We start from the raw sequence: 19,672 nt of genomic DNA, 5'->3' as shown, positions 1-19,672 counted from the left end.
CGTACTTTTGAGAAAAAGCCAGGAAGCTTCGCGCACTAAAAAACCACCCGTAGGGGGTGGTTTTCTTCACAACTCAATAGCCTGTCAGCTGCATAAAGCCCCAAGCTTCATTGGAGCCGGAAGCTAAAGTAGGCCCTTCCCAGTAAGGTATTACAAAGGGTAGCCACATATCTGACTTGATAATGCGGGTAGTCAAGTTAATTTGATGCTTCGGAATATTGATAATCCACTGCAAAGGTAACCTTCTTCCATTGGATAAACTGGTCACTTGCATTGGTTTAATACTGATATCATCGTCTGAGAGGTTGATGACTTTACCTGAGCGTGTCGACAACGTGCCAAATACGTGCGGTGTTTGCCCATGGTGACGATAACGGCTAACAGTTAATGCTCGACCATCATCTAAATTGAAAACAAACCAATCCCAGCCTTGTTGCCCCTCACCAATTAAGCCGCTGCCCCACTCTTTTTGCGCCCAAGCAGAACCCGTCACTGAGAATCGCTTACCATTTAAGCTTAAGCTGCCTTTTACTTTTAAAAATGGAGCACTGAAGCTGAAAGAAGCAACAGATTGCAACGCATGTTTAACTTGGAAGCCTTTGTCTCCATTCACCACAAAGGGGCCGTTTGTCATGGTATTGAGCTTAAGTCCAAACGTATCAGTATTCACATTCAAGTTGCCCGGGAAAGGCGTCGCACCGAGTGATCGCCAAGTCCAATTATCAATCCATAACCTGAAAGGACGATTGATCATACCAGCTTGGCCTATCCCACCTCTAGCTACCCGTTGCTCTTTCCATACATGCGAGCCATGACTGACGACAACATGTGAAATGTACAATTGAGGGTTCTGCCAACCGCTGGTTTCTCGCTCGTCCGTCGCAACCCTGAAATAGCTCCATTGAACATTGTAGATCTTGCCTTGCTCATCTTTTAGTTTCGCAAAGTAGTGCCACCATTCATGCTGATACTCGGGATGAAAGCGAAAGTCTGAGGGTAAAGAGACATGCTCATTAGGTAGTACAGGCTCGAAAATCGTTTGATTTTCACGCGTTAAGATAGAATCAAGTTCGCTTTCTCGTGTTGTTGTCGCCTCTAACCAAAAAGTTGAGTAAAAAGCAGCCCCAGTCAGAAAAGCGAACGTAACAACAATGAGCGTTGAAACCAACAAGCGTTTTTTAGAGCCCATTTTTTTCATTACAACGCGTCCCTTAATGACTTCATCGGTGTACTTTTGATCATTCTAATAACTGGCAATGCGCCAGCAACCATGATGGCAAGCATCGCCCAAGCAATGGTTTGAGCATACTCCCATGGAATCGTTTGAAGCTCTAGAGACCAGCCAAATGATTGCTTAATGATAATATCAACGATCAAATGTGCGAGCGCCAAGCCGAGCGGCACTGCAATAATCGCAGAAATGGCTCCGAAGACGAATAGCTGCAAACCACCTAATACGACAAGTTCTTTTCCGGACACACCCATGCACCTTAATAAGGAAAAATGCCGCTGCCGTGAAAGTTCTCCTGCCAACGTCGCAAAGAATAAACCAAACACGGCAATAATCAGCGTGATATTGCCCAAGGTTCCTGCTATCGCAAAGGTATGATCAAACACTCTCATTGCTTGGCTATAAATATTACCGTTATCAAACACACGATCTTGCGGGAGACGGAATACATTCTCTAAGCGATTTTTCAGCCCTTCTCCATTGACGTTATCTTTTAATACTACGCCAAGACCAACATTACCCGTACCTGCAAATGCATACAGCCAATTCCGGTGCGACATCATCACCTGGTTATATGGGTTTCCATAATCGTAGTAAACGCCTACGACTTGCCAATCACCACCAAGCGGTTCTTGCAAGTTAATGAAATCGCCAGGGCGGATATCCAGCTTCAAGGCCATCGACTCACTGACCATTAAGCTCTTGGTAGCGTGCAGTTGATACCAGTAATTTGGGACACCTAACTTGACGGTAAGTGAGTCTAACTCACCTTCAGAAGAGCCCGTACTTACAACTTGTAGAGCACCGTGCTCGGTCGGCATATCTTTTTCCCAGCGCCACCAAACCGAGTTCACCTCTGGCTGATTCTGGAGCCATGCGCTCATCCTAGCGGCTGAATTGTTGGTCGGATAGATGTACACATCAGCGGCTAATCGCTGATTTAGCCACTTATCGGTTGTATCTCGAAAGCTTCCGACCATTGTTTCTACACCAATGTTTGCCGCCAGCGCTAACATAAACGCCATCGTAGCCACACCGCGATAGCTCATGCTGGCTGCTGCATCAGCAAAAAACCAACGGACACGAACCCATCGCATGGTATAAGAAAAACTTTGGAACATATGCCACATAATAAATGGCATAAACAACGCCACACTAACCAACATCAGCGCAATAATTGCAAAGCCGGTTTCTTGTGTTTTCGGCGCCTGATATACCGCTATTGCAGCGACACAAAACGCACATGCCGCAAGCGCCTGCCAAGAGAACTCTCTTCCAGCAAATCGCATTAGCGACAGTCGAGAAGAAAGGCGGATTGGTTGTGACTTCAGCAAACGGATTAATGGCCACAGACACGATATCAACGCACCCATCGCTGCCATGATTAGGCTATATAAGCTAGATTGCCATGACCATCCTATGGTTAAACCTACGTTGGCATCATACAAATCACTCAGGCTCGAAGACACTGCTGGGATAAGTTCATTCGCTAAGATCAAGCCAAAAAAGTTACCACACGCCCACGCAATAAAGACGAGCAAAGACAACTCTAGCAATAAGGCTTGCGCTAACTGTGTTCCGTTAACACCAGTCTGTCTCAAAATACCTACCAAACGTTGTCGCTGGATGAAAGACAGAGACATCGCTTGATAAAAAATAAACAACCCGACCAAAAACGACAGCATTCCCATCGCGGTGAGATTCATATGGAATGCGTTAGTTAGCGACTCAAGCTCAGTACGCGTATTCCTAACGAGCGTCATTCCGTTTGGCAACATGTTTTTCAGTGCTATCAGCTTTTCCTCTGGCATTTCGCCACAAGAAATCGCAGACAAACCTGAGCTCCGCTTGAGCATACGCAACAACGATATATCAGTAACCAGCCGAGTACCCGAAAGCATCTTGTCCTTATCTACTTGAATAGGCCCAAGACGGCTTCCGTCATTCATCTCAATGAAGTCCCCATCCTGCCAACTCATGTAAGCGGCCAAATCTTGACTAACGAGAATAGGATAAGGAGGCTTCATTAGTGATAAAACAGGCATCTCACCTAGCGGTTTTCCTTGTTGTAGTGGGATCATCGCGACAGGATCTATCCCCACCAACATCAGGCTCATATCGGTCTTGGCATCTAGATGCAGCACGTCAAACGGTGCACATTGGTTGAACCCAGCTCGACGTAACTGAATATAGAAACCTTGAGGAATTTTATTGGCAGAGTGCTTCGTTCGGATTCGGTATGGCAAAGGATTGGAGAAAAGCTTTTCCCCAGTAGCATAACTTTGTTTTGCATGCTGGTTGATAGAAGTAACACCAACAAGGAGGGACACGCCTAAAGTTAATCCCAGCCAGACAAGAATAATTTGTAGAGGGTAACGACGGTAATGACCGAGTAGTGCCTTAACTACGGGCCATAACATGTAGCTGCCCTCCTTGAAGTCGAATCTTTCCTTTCATATGGGCGGCCACTTTTTCACTGTGCGTCACTAACAGCAAAGTACACTCCAATTGGCGAGCGAGACTCGTTAATAAGCGCATTACTGCTTCTGCGTTTCGCTCGTCTAGGCTACCAGTTGGCTCATCAGCAAGCAGGATTTTGGGTTCCATATAAAGGGCGCGAGCAATCGCCGCACGTTGTTGCTGACCACCAGACGCCTCTTCCGGATAACGTCCTAGCAATGGCATTAAGTCCAAAGCAGAAAGAATTTGACGCCACAACTCTTTATCTTCCGGCAGACCTTTTAACTGACGACAAAAACGAATATTGTCGGCAATATTAAGTGTAGGAAGCAGGTTGAATTGTTGGAAGATATTACCAATATTGTTGCGGCGATAAAGGGTTCTTAAATGCTCCGGTGCTTCATGCATAGCAAAATTTGGAAACTGCACTTCACCAGAGTCAGCAGTATCTAATCCGGCGATTAAATTCAGCAGAGTACTTTTACCCGAACCACTTTCTCCCATCAGAGCAACTTGGTCGCCTTGCTGCAATGTTAATTCTGCCCCTTGTAATACAGGGTGAAACTCTCCCCCGTCTACATAGCCTTTACATAGGTCTGACAGTTTTAACATTGATTATGCCGCTCGGATGGTGTTTAAAAATTGGGATCAGAATCTACACTAAAATCCTGTTAGTAGAAAGTATTTTGAATGCTTGATCACACTATGGAAGTACAAATGCAACTCGATTCACTTTCTGTTGCTAATTTTGTTGACGTTTTGAGCAGATTTTTGCAGCCAAAATAAACTCTGTTCCTCCTTACTGGCCAATCAGGTTTTTCATCCATTTTCGGCTAACCATTCTTGGCAAGCAAATCGCCCACTTCACAACTTCTTCCGTCAAAAAGAGTAAGTAAACCCATTGTGGGTCCCAATTGAGATAAATCGCTGCAAATGCTGCGAGTGGAATCCCGATCACCCACTGCGCCAAGATGTCTTGATACAAACAAAACTTAACATCACCGCCCGCGCGTAATACACCAACAATCGCCATCATCGGCACCGAGCGTAACACGACACCCAACGCTAGAATCACCATAAACTGTTCAGCTAGCTCGCGAGTGTCTGTTGTCAGTGCACTAAACGCATTAAGGATCCATTGATTTGACACTATCAACAAGATGGCGACCACAAATGCGATAAGCACATTCAAAATGACCGTAGCCCATGCTTGATAATAAACGGGTTCAAAATTACGAGCGCCGAGCTGGTTCCCGACTAGAACTGCAGCCGCATTCGATAAGCCAATCATCATCGCCAATGCGATCGACTCAACAGGTGTCATTACGGAAAGTGCCGCCAAACCTTGTACGCCTGCTTGCCCCATGATGGCGTGATAAGCAAACAGCCCACCAGCCCACGCCAAGAAGTTAAATGTGGTTGGCAAAGAGAGGCTCAAGAAACGCGTAATTTTATCTAAGACCAATCCTGCGCGTATATCATCCCAACCAAATGCGATTATGTGTTTTTTCAACCATAGATAACCAAACAGGCAACCTACTTCGATCGCGCCACTGATTACCGTTGCGATCGCTGCTCCCGTAATACCCAGAGCAGGAAAGCCTAATTGACCAAAAATTAAAACCCAGTTAAGAAACACATTAGATAAAATGCCTATACCACTAAAAAAAGTGCTTAAGCCTGGTTGGTGCATCGCCCTTAGGCCCACCGACATACTGGCCACACATGCAACAGTAAACATGCTAACCGACGAAATAATGAGATAGCTGGCCCCTAGCTCAATCACTTCTTGTGAATCGGTAGTCAAACTCATGATGGGCTGTGGAAAAACAACAAACAAAGCAACAGCAATCGCAGCAAACATCATTGCGATCATCCATGTTAAAGCGGTACTGCGACGCACCCCAACTTTATCGCCAGCCCCCCAATATTGAGCGGTTAACAATGCACCACCCGTTGTCACCCCAACTAACATAATGGTGGTGACGAAAGTCGCGCGCGCAGCAACTCCAACTGCGGCAATTTCTGCTTCACCAAGTTGACCAAGCATAAGAACATCGACGAGGCTTCGGCTTGAAAACATCATGCTTTGCAGTGTAATTGGTAACGCGATTGCAAATAAACGACGTAAGAATGCTTTATCTGCGTGTATTGAGAGTTGAGAAAGAAAAGTCACAAGCGCTCCAACGACAACTTATTGATAGAATGGGGAAAGTGTCTCATGATTATACTCTGTGGTGTTTATTCCACCAACGATAAAAGGACAGATAATGAAAAAGGTGTTGGTGCTAGGCGCCTCGGGTTACATTGGCTCTCAACTTCTTCCGTTACTTTTAGATAAAGGTTACGCCGTCACAGCAGCGGCGCGACATATTGATTATTTAGAGTCAAGAACTCAGCCTCACCCTAATTTAACGTTAAGGTATCTCGACTTGGCTGACGCAGAGACCACGAAGGCTGTAGTGAACGATTTTGATTTAGTATTTTTTCTCGTGCACGGGATGGCTCAAGGTGATGACTTTGTTGAGTACGAACTAAACCTTGCTTTGAACTTCAAATATGCGTTGGAACAAAGCTCCGTCGAGCATGTTATCTATTTGAGTGCCATTCAACCTCAAACCGGAAACTCTCGCCATTTAGCCGCTCGTAAAGCCACGGGAAAAATAATTCGACAGTCTGGTGTTCCAGTAACTGAATTGCGTGCTGGCGTTATCATCGGCCCCGGCTCTGCCGCTTTCGAAATCATGCGTGACTTTGTCTACAACTTACCTATTTTGATCGCGCCTAAATGGGTCGACTCAAAAGCGAACCCTATTGCCTTGCCCAATCTCAACCACTATTTATTGAAGTTAGCAGAAGCCCCCTCTCCAGAAGAAAGTCACATTTATGAAGTTGGTGGGCCAGATACACTTAGCTACCGCGAACAGTTCAAAGTCATTTGCCGAATCACGAACAAGCCGTATCGGCTGTGGTCGACCCCGCTACTTACTCCGAAAATGGCATCGTACTGGCTAGGTTTAGTTACCTCAGTGCCAACTAGTATCGGTAAAGCATTACTTGCGGGCTTAGAGCACGACTACATTGCAGACTCCAAAGCGATTGAAGAACGATTTCCTCAAACGCTGATCAGCTACGAGCAAGCGGTAACTGATACCATTCAAGATGAAGGCACATTTGTACGCAGTAATGTCTGGGGGTTTGAACCCGCAGCGCTTCGTCGATGGCAACCAGGATATGGCTATTACCCAAAACAAGCTGGAGCGAGCATTAAAACTCATGCCTCCGCTGCGGCATTATGGAAAGTGGCGCAAAAGATCGGGAGTCGCGAAAAAGGCTATTACTTTGCCAACATCTTGTGGCGTACACGTGAATGGCTCGATATCTTTTTTGGTGGCGGAAAACCGATTCGCGTTTCTCCTCCTGGACCAGAGCTTAAAGTCGGTGATTTTATTGACTCTTGGAAAGTGATTCGCTGCGATAATAATCAGTTTCTTTCACTGTTTTTTGGTATGAAAGGCCCAGGCCTTGGGCGTTTAGAAATTACCATCAAAGATCTCGGTGACGAACGAGAGCTGGATATTACCGCCTGGTGGCACCCGCAAGGGTTTCTTGGGCTGCTTTATTGGTTTGCAATGATGCCAGCCCATCTTTTCATATTTAAAGGCATGGTCAAAGCCATCGCGAAAGAAGCAAACCGTTTAGAAAACAAAAAGCCCCAATAACAGGGGCTTCTAAACACTCACAATGTCACTTTAGTCAGCTTTGAACGAGAGTGGAATTTCGGCTAACTGGTTGCCTTCGTTTGCTGGAAAAATAAGGTACTCGCCATGGTATTTCACCATCGATTTGTAGTCTGTTACCTTATGAACCATAAAGCCCGCTTGCGCTGCTTTCTCAACAAACTCAGCATGATTGCCGCGTACAAACCAACTCATTGGCTTTACGAGCAACTCGCCATCAAAACAGCTTTCGCATTGGTCTGCACATAACGCTAAAGAGTTTTGACCTTCAGTGAAGATTTGTACTTTGCCGCACCCAATCAGTTGCTCAGATGTTGAGACTTCCCAGCCTGCTTGCTCCATCAAATCAAGAAAAGACTCAATATCTGAATCTTTGAACACTTTGGAGTCTTCACCTTCAGGGAAGAATTGCGCATAAAAAGCAGAAATACGCTTGAAGATAAACAACAAACCAGCATCGTTCCCCTTTGAGCGACCTGCTTTTTGCCAACGCGTTAAGTCATCGCCTACCGTACGTCCGAAACGTTGTGATTTTAGCGCCTTTGTTACCCAACGCACTAAATAATGGTTATTCGCAACAGGGGCATTGGCTAACTTACCTGAGCGATGCTCTTGATCTAACTCTTCAAGTGCTGAGTTAACCAAGTTTTGAATTTCTTTGGTGTAATTCGACATTACGCCTTTCTTCCTAAAGTCCAATAAAACAGTGCTGAAAGCACAGAACAAGCAAACATCACGATGATCATCGGCCAAGCAACATTCCCGGGCAGTGATGCCACCAGCGCACCAACCAATGAACCGATACCGAATCTTAATGTCCCCGCTAGAGACGACGCCGTACCCGCCATTGATGGGTAACCACTTAAAAGCAGCGCCATCGCGTTACTACCTATCGTCGACAATGTACCGATAAACAGCACAACAAAAGGCACAATGCCCCATAATCCGAAGTCCATTAACCAACTTACGAATAAACCAATCCCCGCCAAAAGTTGCACGAACAACCCAAAACGAAGCATGGCATGGGAACCCACTTTCTTCACCAAGCGACCATTAATACTGGTCATGATGATCATCGCCACAATGTTCAAACCAAATAGGTAACCAAAGTGGTCTGGTCGAACACCATATAAATCAATATAAACAAACGAACCCGCCGTCAAAAATGCAAACATTCCGGAAAATGAAAACGCACCTGAGAGCATCAAACCGATCGCTTCAGGATTGGAGCATAATCTGGCGTAGTTTCTCAGCGTCGTGCGGAAACGAAGAGGCTGACGATTTTCAGGCTGTAACGTTTCAGGGATTTTCCAAAGTACGAGAAAAATCACAACTACAGCGAAAATAGCTAGTACCCAAAAAATGGAACGCCAACCAAACCAAATCGCGAGATGGCCACCGATCATCGGTGCCACCAACGGCGCAATAGTAATGACCAGAGTAACGAAGGACATTGCGCGTGCAAAGTCTTCACGGTCAAACATGTCACGCACGACGGCTTGGATAATGACCGCCGCTGCCGCGCCAGCAAAACCTTGTGCCGTACGTACATAGGACAGCGCATCAATGCCATTTGTTGTCGCACTCACAACAGCAGCCAAGCCGAAGAAAAGTACGCCTAAAATCAACACAGGTCTGCGACCAAAGCTATCGGCAAGCGGCCCGTGAATTAACTGGCCGATCGCAAAACCCGCGGTATAAGCCGTCAACGTAATCTGAACCGCGCCAGGCGCGACCCCCAAATCTTTCGCTATTGTCGGCATCGCAGGCAAATACATATCGATCGCCAAAGGCGTCAAAGCACCAATCGCTCCTAGTACCAGAAACAATAGAAAACTGATTTGGGATTGCGGAGCACTTTGAGCTTTTTCTATCATTCTTTTACCTCTTGTTGGAGCCCTACCGTCAATACTTGCAGAACAAAGTGAAAATAACGGAAGTTCTCATATCGCTGAATGTAGAAGCCAAAAACCTGTTCTATCCAACGTTCGAGAATCATAAGGGCAAATATGTACCAAGGTGTGACCTTGACGAACTCGACATAGAAAAGCATGTGAAAGCGAAATGTGTTTATGGGAAACAAACACAATGCAGTAAAAATGATGGCGTTGACACCATCATTCCATTCACCGTAGCCGAAGGCTTTGCAATAAGAGTATGCATGCATCAGCTAAATGCAAAGGCATATCACTGAGATGAGTAAGCACACCGGAATTGTCTAGGCACTAATTTTGGTAGGAAAATTTATTTTGAGCCAATTCCTACCAAAAGACTAGTTCCTATTAGGAACTAAAGAATTTCCCATGCCGACAATTAATTCCAAATAGAATCAATTTCTTCTTGCGTGAGGTAGCGATAATCACCTGGTTCTAGTGCCTCATCAAGTTCGATAGAACCAATACGCTCACGATGTAAGTACTCAACTTTATTTCCTAACGCCGCGAACATACGTTTCACTTGGTGATACTTACCTTCCACGATAGTTAACAATACTTCATTCTCGGCCTCGTTCACGATTTCCAAACGAGCGGGCAATGTTGCTTCTGATTCATTGCGCAAAATGATGCCTTGTTCGAGCTTTTCCGCGTAATCTGGCTGAATAGCATCGACGAGCCAAACACGGTACGTTTTCTCACACTTATGCTTAGGTGAGGTAATACGGTGAGACCACTTACCATCATCCGTAATCAACACTAAACCAGTTGTGTCGACATCTAATCGGCCCGCAAAGTGAAGGTTTTCAATTTTAGGCTCATCAAGCAATGCGAATGCAGTTTGGTTGTAGCCATCTTCATGTGAACAAACAAAGTCAGCAGGCTTATACAACATAATGTAACGAGGACCAGGAGCACCAATAACACGGTCTTCCCACATCACTTCCGCACCTTTAGGTACTTTAAATGCACCACTTTTTTGAACCTCACCGTCAACGGTGATGTCTCCACTTTTGATGATCTTTGTTGCCTGTTTGCGTGTTGCACCCAGAGCGTCACACAAATATTTATCTAAACGCATGAATACCTCATTGAATTATACCCAAGTAATCTCTAAATCTTGGTTTAAAGGTCACTTGGGTATAAAAGTCAGGTATTATAGCGTTCCTCGTTCGAATAGTTGAGCAATTTCACATATTTTCATGTACACACTTCGTCCTTATCAAGCCGACTCGGTTAAAGCCGTTATTCATTACTTTCGTAAACACTCGACACCAGCAGTGATCGTGCTGCCAACCGGTGCAGGAAAAAGCTTGGTGATCGCAGAACTTGCTCGCCTTGCGAAAGGACGAGTGTTAGTCCTCGCCCACGTAAAAGAACTGGTCGAGCAAAACCACGCAAAGTATGAAGGTTATGGTTTAAAAGGTTCCATCTTCTCAGCAGGATTGGGACGAAAAGAAACTGACCAGCAAGTCGTGTTTGCTTCGGTTCAATCGGTCGTACGTAACTTAGATTCGTTCAAAAACCAGTTTTCTCTGCTCGTTATTGATGAGTGCCATCGTGTGCCAGATGACAAAAACAGCAGCTACCAAAAAGTTATTACTCACTTACGAGAACTGAACCCTGGCATTAAGGTGCTGGGACTAACTGCAACGCCCTATCGTTTAGGAATGGGCTGGATTTATCAGTATCACACCCGAGGTCAAGTGCGAACCGAAGAGCCTCGATTCTTCCGCGATTGTATTTTCGAACTGCCGATCCGTTACTTGCTCGACGAAAACTTCCTCACTCCAGCCCGCATGATGGATGCGCCCGTTTTGTCTTACGACTTCTCTCAGCTGAAGCCCGCTAACACCGGACGCTACAAAGAAGCAGAAATGGACATGGTGATCGATAAAGCCAAACGTGCGACTCCACAAATTGTTGAGCAAATCATGCAATATGCGAAAGAGCGTCAAGGTGTCATGATCTTCGCTGCAACTGTTCGACACGCACAGGAGATACACAGTTTATTGCCAGAAGGCGAAACTGAAATCGTCATTGGTGATACACCTACGCCGGAGCGCGATGCGATCATCCAAGCGTTCAAGAATCGTCAAATAAAATACTTAGTCAATGTTTCGGTACTGACAACCGGGTTTGATGCGCCGCATGTCGATTTAATCGCGATTTTGCGACCAACAGAGTCAGTCAGTCTGTACCAGCAGATAGTAGGACGAGGATTACGCTTATCAGACGGAAAATCAGAATGTTTAGTGCTTGATTACGCAGGCAACAGCTACGATTTATACCAACCTGAAGTCGGTGATCCAAAACCAGACTCTGACAGTGAAATTATCACGATTCCTTGCCCGGCTTGCGGATTCAATAACAACTTCTGGGGTAAGTTGGATAGTAACGGTTTCTTGGTTGAACACTTTGGCAGACGTTGCCAAGGTTACTTTGAAGATGAAGACACAGGCGAACGTGAACACTGTGGCTACCGTTTTCGCGCCAAATACTGCGGTGAATGTGGTGCGGACAACGATATCGCTGCACGAATTTGTCATGAGTGTGATGCGACGCTCGTAGACCCAGATAAAAAGCTAAAAGAAGCCCTTAATCTCAAAGATGCATTAATCTTTGAATGCACAGAAATGGACCTATCTGTATTTAAGTCCAGTGATGGTAAATCTCAGCTAAAGGTGACGTATTCTGGTGAACCATACCAAGGCGAAGGCAATGCGTTAGTTCATGAGTTTTGGTCATTGAGTACCAAAAAACAAAAACAAACGTTTAAAGATCAGTTCGTACGCCCCCACTTAGCAGACAAGCATCGCCCTTTTGAAGAGGCTTCACCGACACGCGTTGTCGCTAATCAACATCGTTTCCGTTTGCCTCAGTTTGTTATTGCTAGAAAATCTGGTCGCTTTTGGAAGCTGCGAGATAAAATTTTTGAAGATGAGTTGAAATAACATCCACAACACATGGCAAAACTTAATTAGCTGATTCACTCTCTGTTCATCTATATCCGATATACTGCGGCTAACGATCCAGAAAAGGTTTGACTATGTATAAAGCAACGACTTCTCTACATTCTGCGTTACTTTTCGGCCTTATCACGACATTCATGTGTGCACCAAGTTTTGCCAAGCATGGCAACGAGTACACATCACAAAATGGCCACGCCATCGTGCAAGATGTCGAAAAGCCAGGAACACGCATCGAATTCGATGAAGATCAAGATGAGGTCTATCGCGCGGTTCAACAAGGATATATACGACCATTTTCGGAGCTTTACGCCGCAGTAGAAAACGACCTATACGGCCGCATCATCAAGGTCGAGCTTGAAGAAGATGATGATGCTTGGGTGTATGAATTGAAAATTCTGTACAACAATAGCGTCCTGAAAGTTGAGTACGACGCCGCCACGCTGGAAATGCTTGAGATCAAAGGTCGCAGCTTTAACAAAGCGTTAAAGCCGCAAAACAACTAAACTTGTCTAATGCGTAATCCAGACGCGATGCGTAGCTTACTTCGATAAAAATCCAAACATAATAAGAATCATCAATATGAAAATACTTGTTGTTGAAGATGATCCTCGTTTAGGCGAGCAAATCATCGAAACATTAGAAAGTACCGGCTGGGTACCAGAATTGTCCCAAGATGGCATAGACGCTCTGTATCGCGCGACTTCGGAAGAATGGGACGCCATTGTTCTCGACCTCGGCTTGCCAAAACTGGATGGTCTTACCGTCCTAAAAGGCATCAGAGATGAAAACATTAATACTCCTGTCGTGATTCTAAGCGCTCGCGACACCCTAACGCAGCGAGTTGAAGGCTTAAACGCAGGTGCAGACGATTACCTAACTAAACCATTTGAAATGGTTGAGCTTATCGCTCGTATTCGTGCACAGCTGCGAAGAGCCTCTGGTAATGCCTCTCCTGTGATGCAAATTGGCGACTTGAGCTTGGATACACGCACTTCTAAAGTCATGTGGCAAGGTCAAGCGGTAAGCTTGACGGCGCTAGAGTATAAAGTGGTCGCTTACTTTATGCATAACCCGGAAAAAGTGATTTCTCGAACCGAACTCGTCGAGCACATTTACAAACAAGACTTTGATCGTGACTCCAACACAATCGAAGTTTTTATCGGCCGAATTCGCAAAAAAATCGCACCAAAGATCATCAAAACCGTCCGAGGGTTGGGATACCAATTAAATGCCGAATAGAAACAGGCTACCGTTGAACGCAATAAAACGACTGAGTATCAAAAGTCGCCTCGTTTTAGCGGCGATCGTTTGGTTAACAGCAATGATCCTCGCCGCTGGTGTGACGATACCGACGCAGGTCTACAACTATATGGTTGATGACACTCGCTCACAGCTCAGCATTTTTATGGATGAAGTCGCCGCACAGTTAGAAGTCGATAACACCGGGCATCTTTCACTCGCAGCTCAGCTATCAGACCCTCGATTTAACCGACCTTACAGTGGTTTGTATTGGAGTGCCTCTACAGAGGCAAGCCTCGAACGTTCTCGTTCGTTGTGGGACAAAAAAATCGAATACAAAGGTTTGGATAAAGATGCGTATGGAGCAAGAGGCGAAAAACTAATTACGCTAGAAAAAGCGCTGTATCTTCCTGATTACGATGGTCCTATTCACATTATTATTGGTATTGACGAAGAGCCCATTAAAAATACCCTTCAGACGTTAATCGGCCAACTTTGGCTTATTTTGGGTTTATTATTCGCGGGCGTACTTACCGTCATTTTACTGCAAATTGCTTGGTCATTGAGTCCGCTTACAAAGCTACAAAAAGAATTAGCCGAGCTGAAGTCTGGTAATAAAAAGAGTCTAGAAGAAACCTACCCAAAAGAGATTTCTCCTCTAATCTTCGACCTCAATGCTCTGCTGTTCCATTACCAAGAATTACTAGAGAGAGCTCGCAATCATGCAGGTAACCTATCTCATGCACTTAAAACGCCACTTTCTGTTCTAAAAAATGAAGTTCAGACGTTAGAACCTGAGGCACAATCCCGTCTCCGAGCTCCAATCAATCAAATACAAGACCATATCGATTACCATTTGGGTCGTGCCCGTATGGCCGGATCGATGAACATATTATCAGTGAAGTCGAACCCAGCAGATCGTGTGGATGCTATCTCAATGGCGTTTGATAAAGTGTATGCGAGCCGAAGCATTACCTTAATTAATGAACTTGATTCAGAGCTGAATGTAGCAGTAGAGCAGACCGATCTCGATGAAATGCTAGGTAACTTGCTAGAAAATGGCTATAAGTGGGCCAACAGCATGATTCGTGTGCACTCCTCTCAGGATAAGGAAAATATACACATCATTATTGAAGATGATGGGCCAGGCATCCCTAAAGAGAAACTGAGTCAAGTAATCAAGAGAGGAGTTAGATTGGATGAAACAACCCCTGGCTCAGGTCTTGGTCTAAACATAGTCAGTGAAATGGCACACAGTTACCGAGGTCAATTAACATTGGATACAAGCGCTTTAGGTGGATTAAAAGCATCTTTAGTCTTACATCTCAGCCGAACATAAAGCATATAACAGTAAACTTTGTTCTTCGGACCTTGATCAGTAAACCGATGAAAATGAAGTCGATGTGAATAAAATCCAAGCAAAGCGTTAAAAGGGATAGCCTTCCACCCCGCTAAATCATACCTTTTTGTTGATTTGGATACGATTTGGGTTGCCCATTTATAAGTGGAATGATAGTATCCGCGCTCGCTTGAACAGTTCCTGTTTCAAGCTTTACCACGAACAACAAGGTCGCATTGTTGATTGTGAACATTTGATTTTTACTAATTTGAGAGTAAATACTATGAAATTCGAAGCAGTAGTACGTACTGAACTAGGTAAAGGTGCGAGCCGCCGCCTACGTCACGCTGGCAAATTCCCTGCAGTTGTATACGGCGGTGAAGAAGCAGCAGTAGCTATCGTTCTTAACCACGACGACATCGTAAACCAAATGGACAAGCCTGAATTCTACGAAGGCATCGTTCTAGTTATCGATGGCAAAGAAGTTAAGGTTAAGCCACAAGACGTTCAACGTCACGCGTTCAAGCCAAAAGTTGAACACATGGACTTCATCCGCATCTAATTCCCTACCAAGGAATTAATCGGATTAAATCCAAACCTTTTGCATAAAAGATAATCGGACTTACCAACCGAGACATCTAAAAATTTCAAAACCCCGGAGTCTTACCACCTCCGGGGTTTTACTATATTTGGCATATAACATTTGATTTATGAACGGGCAATATACTTCACTAAAGTGAGATCGGTCAGCGTCATACTCTCAATCACTTCCGACTCTTCCTCTCCAGTACGCACAAAACCACACTTCTTGTAAAAGTTAAGCCCATGTTGATTAGTATCCAGTGCTTTCAAATTGATCTGCATAACTGACGTAGAGAGCAAACGTGTCTCTAACTCATCTAACAGTGCACTTCCTGCTCCTTGCCCATAATGTAGCGGCGTAACGTAGCAACATGTCACTAATGCCGTTTTATCTTCGCTGGTGTGGTTAGGTAACTCGTAACTTAAAAAGCCAACAATTTCTCCTTGCCTCTCAACTACGATCAATTGGGCCAGTTGCTCCGTCATCACTCGCGCCCACATCCTTTCTCGACGCTCAATCGTAAACTGCTCTATGTAGCTCTTTGGCATTAATCCTTTATACGCCACCTGCCAAGAATCAACGTGTATCTTGGCGATTTGGGCTACCTCCTTTTTGAGTGCGTCCCTTACTGTGTATCTCATAAGCATCCTTTCTTAGCGTTCACCACTTACAAATTCTTTTAACCCTACCCTTTAAACCAAAGCTCAAAGATAACAGCTATAGTCGCAACGCTTTACATTAATCCATTTCATTTTCATTTTCATTAATTAAATGATAGTTCACATCATAATATTCGAAGAAGAACGGTCCATTATTTACTTTTCATTTTGACTCATTAGGTTGAACCTATTTGTTTAAACACTCGAGTGTCAAATGCGGAATAAGCACGATAAGGTATCGGATGAGGATAAATAAACGATGCCTAAAGCATAAGATTTCTAAACGATCGCAATTATAGTAAAGTGATAAATACAATTTTTGATAGAGTTAGGCAGAATAAAGCCATGATCAAATGAGTTTAAGTTCTGTGCTGTTCATTATGCATACAAACCGCCACCCCTCATCATTAGAGCGAAAATTTATAACGATTTGTGTCATGCCTATTAGGAAAAACATAAACTTGGCAAAATAATCACCAAAATCAGTGTAATACTTCGCAAAAATGCGCACTGATTCACACAAACAACACACATTCAATTAACTACCTCACAAAAAATAGAGCTAGCGATATAAAATAAATACTAAATACCAATTCTGTTTATTTATAGACGTAGTTTGCAGGCTTATTAATTCATTTCTCCGATAGAAGTATAAATAAGAGATAGATCACTAAAGTTTCACATTAATTCCGTATATTTCACGCCGTAACAATAACAAAATCACAAAGAAAGGATCCCTTATGAAGTTTTCCAAATCTCTTTTGGTAGTGGCAGTGGGCGCTGCGCTAGCAGGATGCGGCTCAGACAGCGACAATTCTCCAGTAACCTGCGAGACTGCAGATTCTTGTACTAAGTTCACCGTTCTCCACACTAACGATAACCATGGTCGCTTTTGGCATAACAGCGACGGCGAATACGGCATGGCTGCGCGTCACACTTTAATCGAATCTATCCGCGCAGAAGTCGAAGCAAAAGGCGGTGAAACCATTCTGCTATCTGGCGGTGATATTAATACCGGCGTACCAGAATCAGACATGCAAGATGCGGTTCCAGACTTCGTAGGGATGAACCTACTTGGTTACGATGCAATGGCTGTCGGTAACCACGAATTTGATAACTCACTAGATATTCTCGATATGCAAGCCGAGCTAGCTGACTTCCCTATGCTGGCTGCGAATATCTATAAAAAAGATACAAACGAGCGTTACTTCGACCCTTACAAAGTATTTACTATCAACGGCCTTAAGATCGCTGTTATTGGTCTAACAACGCAAGACACTGCGAAGCTAGTCAATCCAGACAACGTATCAAACATCCACTTCGAAGACCCTCAAGTAGAAATCAAAAAGGTACTGAAGGAAATCGAAGAGAACGAAAAGGTAGACCTAGTATTTGCAACGACGCACATGGGTCACTACGAAGATGGCAAAAACGGTAGTGAAGCACCAGGTGACGTTAAACTCGCTCGCTCTCTTGAAGAAGGACAGCTAAACGCTATCATCGGTGGTCACTCGCAAAACCCTGTATGTATGGAACCAGGTACCAATGAGTATGCTGATTTCAAACCTGGGGATGATTGTGCCCCAGACCAACAAAAAGGTACTTGGATTATGCAAGCGCATGAGTGGGGTAAATATGTGGGTCGTGCAGACTTCGAATACTACGACGGCAAGCTTCACTTAGCAAACTACGCACTGATTCCTGTAAACCTTCTAGACGAAAACGATGAAGTTATCGGTGAACGAATTCAACAAGATGCAACAGTAAAAGCGTTACTACTGCCATACCAACAACAAGGTCAAGAGTTATTAGATGAGAAGATTTCTAATACGACGGGTAAGTTAGAAGGTGATCGTAACGTAGTTCGCTCTCAACAAACTAACCTAGGTCACCTACTCGGCGAGGCATACCGTACTTACAAAACGGTAAATGCTGACTTTGGTGTGATGAACTCTGGCGGCGTGCGTGATTCAATCCAAGATGGTGATATCACTTACCGTGACGTACTAACGGTTCAGCCATTTGGTAACTTCGTGACTAAAGCAACTATGACAGGTAAAGAAGTTAAAGAATACCTAGACGTGGTTGCGACGAAATCTGCAGGGTCTGGTGCTTACGCTCAACTAGATAACATCACTTTAGATGTAAATTGTGATGCTGGCTCAGTAACCATTACCGATATTAACAATAAAGGCTTCGATCTAAACGAAACGTACACATTCTCTGTAATCAGCTTCAGTGCTGCTGGTGGCGATAACTATCCAATCATCGATGTTCAATCTACACAGCTAACTGATGCATACGTTTTGCGCGAGTTCTTCGTAAACAACCCACAAATCTCTGCGGATAACTACGACAAGAACTTAGAGAACATCAAATACTTCAGTAATGGCCAACCAGTAAAAGGCTGTCCTGCAACTGGTAGCTAATACTCAACACCTTACCCCTGGCGCTAAGAGCTTTTACAAGCAATTTCGTCAGGGCTTTCCTTAAAACCGAAGCTTTGTGCTTCGGTTTTTTATTTTCGATAAATTACTGAAAACTCTCCACCTTCACAATATGTTCAAAAATTGTTCATTTGTGTTATTGACGCCCCTGTGTTGGGCTTCTATGTTTGATAAGGTCTTTTAAATATGCAGGTTCATCGGCTAAATTTCGCGAAACATTTTCAATCGCACAGTCAATGATTCTGAGAAAGATGTGAATGGCGTTACAAACACTGCTCTCAAACAATTTGTCTTTGGACTTCAAACGATGGTGATGTGCCTCCACGCGCACACTAATGAGCAGCGATCTGGACGTCAATGTGTTCAAACTGCTGCCATCGAGTTCTGGAGGTCAAAAATGAAACGAGCCAGCAATAGCTACAGACTCCAAATGATCAAAGAAGTAGTTACCCGTAGAGAGCGTGAAGCTTGTACGGATCCTATGGCGAGATACATTCATCAACTCATGGATGAACGCCCAACAAGTAAATTAGATGTTGAATTCAATCATCGATTTTCAGGAAATCACTTCGACGAACAAGCGGGAGGCTGGGTTAGCGACCGTTGGTCGATGAAATAACGCCAATTACCGCTTTATAGGGAAAATGGATAGGAGATTCCCGGTTCTTAAAGGACACCTTGCCGGACCGGGAATATGTAAAAGCCTAATCAGAACCGAAAGCGAAGGCGTAACCCCACAGACTGAACAAGAGTTCTAGAATAAGTCTTGTTGAGGCGATGACTCATCTTGAAGCTGTTCTGGCTTCGTCTTCCCTGCCAACATCTTTCTTCTGTACCTTTGACGACACAACTTAATAACGTGCAACTGCTGAGCGGGGGTTAAGTTAAGCCAATTAAACCTTTCCTCTCTCTTTCTCATACACCCCTTGCAATACCCTTTTTCATCGGAGGTACATACTCCAACACAAGGGCTTGGGACAGTAAAAAACTCCAGTTGCTCCATACTAAAACCGCTCTTTCCATATTAGGGCGTATTGGCCTAGTTTAAATAATGAGAAGATTAGTCAG

17 protein-coding genes are annotated in these 19,672 nt (G+C 44.4%); 8 read left to right on the top strand and 9 right to left on the bottom strand.

Annotated elements, in window-relative coordinates; genetic code table 11:
• Window positions 1-73 precede the first annotated feature (73 nt).
• From R7R24_RS07300 to R7R24_RS07285, 4 genes are all read right to left on the bottom strand, one after another.
• Complete coding sequence (locus R7R24_RS07300) at window positions 74-1,198, bottom strand: lipocalin-like domain-containing protein (protein WP_191115712.1); 1,125 nt, start codon at window positions 1,196-1,198, stop codon at window positions 74-76.
• Entirely contained in the window at window positions 1,198-3,651 is a 2,454-nt protein-coding gene (locus R7R24_RS07295; RefSeq protein WP_170890566.1) for an ABC transporter permease, read from the bottom strand. Before R7R24_RS07295 ends, R7R24_RS07300 begins: the two co-directional genes overlap by 1 nt.
• Window positions 3,632-4,303 (bottom strand): ABC transporter ATP-binding protein, encoded by a 672-nt coding sequence (locus tag R7R24_RS07290; RefSeq protein WP_170890565.1) that lies wholly within the window; start codon window positions 4,301-4,303, stop codon window positions 3,632-3,634. The genes R7R24_RS07295 and R7R24_RS07290 overlap by 20 nt, the downstream gene beginning before the upstream one ends.
• A gap of 187 nt (window positions 4,304-4,490) precedes the next feature.
• Window positions 4,491-5,867 carry an MATE family efflux transporter gene (locus R7R24_RS07285; protein WP_318119476.1) on the bottom strand — a complete coding sequence of 459 codons (1,377 nt, stop codon included), beginning with the start codon at window positions 5,865-5,867 and terminating at the stop codon, window positions 4,491-4,493.
• 94 nt (window positions 5,868-5,961) lie between these two features.
• Between R7R24_RS07285 and R7R24_RS07280 the strand changes: the two genes are divergently transcribed.
• Window positions 5,962-7,413: a DUF2867 domain-containing protein gene (locus R7R24_RS07280; protein ID WP_054577931.1), complete on the top strand. Its 1,452-nt coding sequence runs from the start codon at window positions 5,962-5,964 to the stop codon at window positions 7,411-7,413.
• A gap of 30 nt (window positions 7,414-7,443) precedes the next feature.
• Here R7R24_RS07280 and R7R24_RS07275 read toward each other — a convergent pair whose 3' ends face one another.
• The 3 genes from R7R24_RS07275 to rsuA all read right to left on the bottom strand — a co-directional run bounded on the left by R7R24_RS07275 (window position 7,444) and on the right by rsuA (window position 10,446).
• Complete coding sequence (locus R7R24_RS07275; protein WP_005378053.1) at window positions 7,444-8,106, bottom strand: DUF2913 family protein; 663 nt, start codon at window positions 8,104-8,106, stop codon at window positions 7,444-7,446.
• Complete coding sequence (locus tag R7R24_RS07270) at window positions 8,106-9,308, bottom strand: Bcr/CflA family multidrug efflux MFS transporter (RefSeq protein WP_206946636.1); 1,203 nt, start codon at window positions 9,306-9,308, stop codon at window positions 8,106-8,108. Before R7R24_RS07270 ends, R7R24_RS07275 begins: the two co-directional genes overlap by 1 nt.
• A 436-nt stretch (window positions 9,309-9,744) precedes the next feature.
• Complete coding sequence (gene rsuA, locus R7R24_RS07265; protein ID WP_005388670.1) at window positions 9,745-10,446, bottom strand: 16S rRNA pseudouridine(516) synthase RsuA; 702 nt, start codon at window positions 10,444-10,446, stop codon at window positions 9,745-9,747.
• Window positions 10,447-10,567: 121 nt separating this feature from the next.
• Between rsuA and R7R24_RS07260 the strand changes: the two genes are divergently transcribed.
• The 5 genes from R7R24_RS07260 to rplY all read left to right on the top strand — a co-directional run bounded on the left by R7R24_RS07260 (window position 10,568) and on the right by rplY (window position 15,477).
• Window positions 10,568-12,319 carry a DEAD/DEAH box helicase gene (locus R7R24_RS07260; protein ID WP_021707635.1) on the top strand — a complete coding sequence of 584 codons (1,752 nt, stop codon included), beginning with the start codon at window positions 10,568-10,570 and terminating at the stop codon, window positions 12,317-12,319.
• Window positions 12,320-12,474: 155 nt separating this feature from the next.
• Window positions 12,475-12,840, top strand: coding sequence for a PepSY domain-containing protein (locus tag R7R24_RS07255; protein ID WP_372008595.1), 366 nt, complete (start codon window positions 12,475-12,477; stop codon window positions 12,838-12,840).
• 76 nt (window positions 12,841-12,916) lie between these two features.
• Window positions 12,917-13,576, top strand: a complete 660-nt coding sequence (locus tag R7R24_RS07250; protein ID WP_005378073.1) for a response regulator transcription factor — start codon at window positions 12,917-12,919, stop codon at window positions 13,574-13,576.
• A complete protein-coding gene (locus R7R24_RS07245; RefSeq protein ID WP_005378071.1) occupies window positions 13,566-14,915 on the top strand; it encodes an ATP-binding protein in 1,350 nt (449 codons plus the stop codon). The genes R7R24_RS07250 and R7R24_RS07245 overlap by 11 nt, the downstream gene beginning before the upstream one ends.
• Window positions 14,916-15,198: 283 nt before the next feature.
• Window positions 15,199-15,477, top strand: a complete 279-nt coding sequence (gene rplY, locus R7R24_RS07240; RefSeq protein ID WP_005378066.1) for a 50S ribosomal protein L25 — start codon at window positions 15,199-15,201, stop codon at window positions 15,475-15,477.
• A gap of 146 nt (window positions 15,478-15,623) precedes the next feature.
• Here rplY and R7R24_RS07235 read toward each other — a convergent pair whose 3' ends face one another.
• Window positions 15,624-16,139, bottom strand: coding sequence for a GNAT family N-acetyltransferase (locus R7R24_RS07235; protein WP_054577932.1), 516 nt, complete (start codon window positions 16,137-16,139; stop codon window positions 15,624-15,626).
• Between the two features lie 758 nt (window positions 16,140-16,897).
• Here R7R24_RS07235 and ushA point away from each other — a divergent pair.
• Window positions 16,898-18,586 (top strand): bifunctional UDP-sugar hydrolase/5'-nucleotidase UshA, encoded by a 1,689-nt coding sequence (ushA, locus tag R7R24_RS07230; protein WP_042522004.1) that lies wholly within the window; start codon window positions 16,898-16,900, stop codon window positions 18,584-18,586.
• 415 nt (window positions 18,587-19,001) lie between these two features.
• Window positions 19,002-19,223 (top strand): hypothetical protein, encoded by a 222-nt coding sequence (locus R7R24_RS07225; RefSeq protein ID WP_005386686.1) that lies wholly within the window; start codon window positions 19,002-19,004, stop codon window positions 19,221-19,223.
• A 135-nt stretch (window positions 19,224-19,358) separates the two neighbouring features.
• On the opposite strand, the gene R7R24_RS07220 is transcribed toward R7R24_RS07225, so the two are convergent.
• A complete protein-coding gene (locus tag R7R24_RS07220) occupies window positions 19,359-19,607 on the bottom strand; it encodes a DUF1289 domain-containing protein (protein WP_005378062.1) in 249 nt (82 codons plus the stop codon).
• Window positions 19,608-19,672: the final 65 nt, after the last annotated feature.

It is taken from the genome of Vibrio sp. 704, from assembly GCF_033339295.1.
This window is presented reverse-complemented; position numbering and strand designations above follow the sequence as displayed.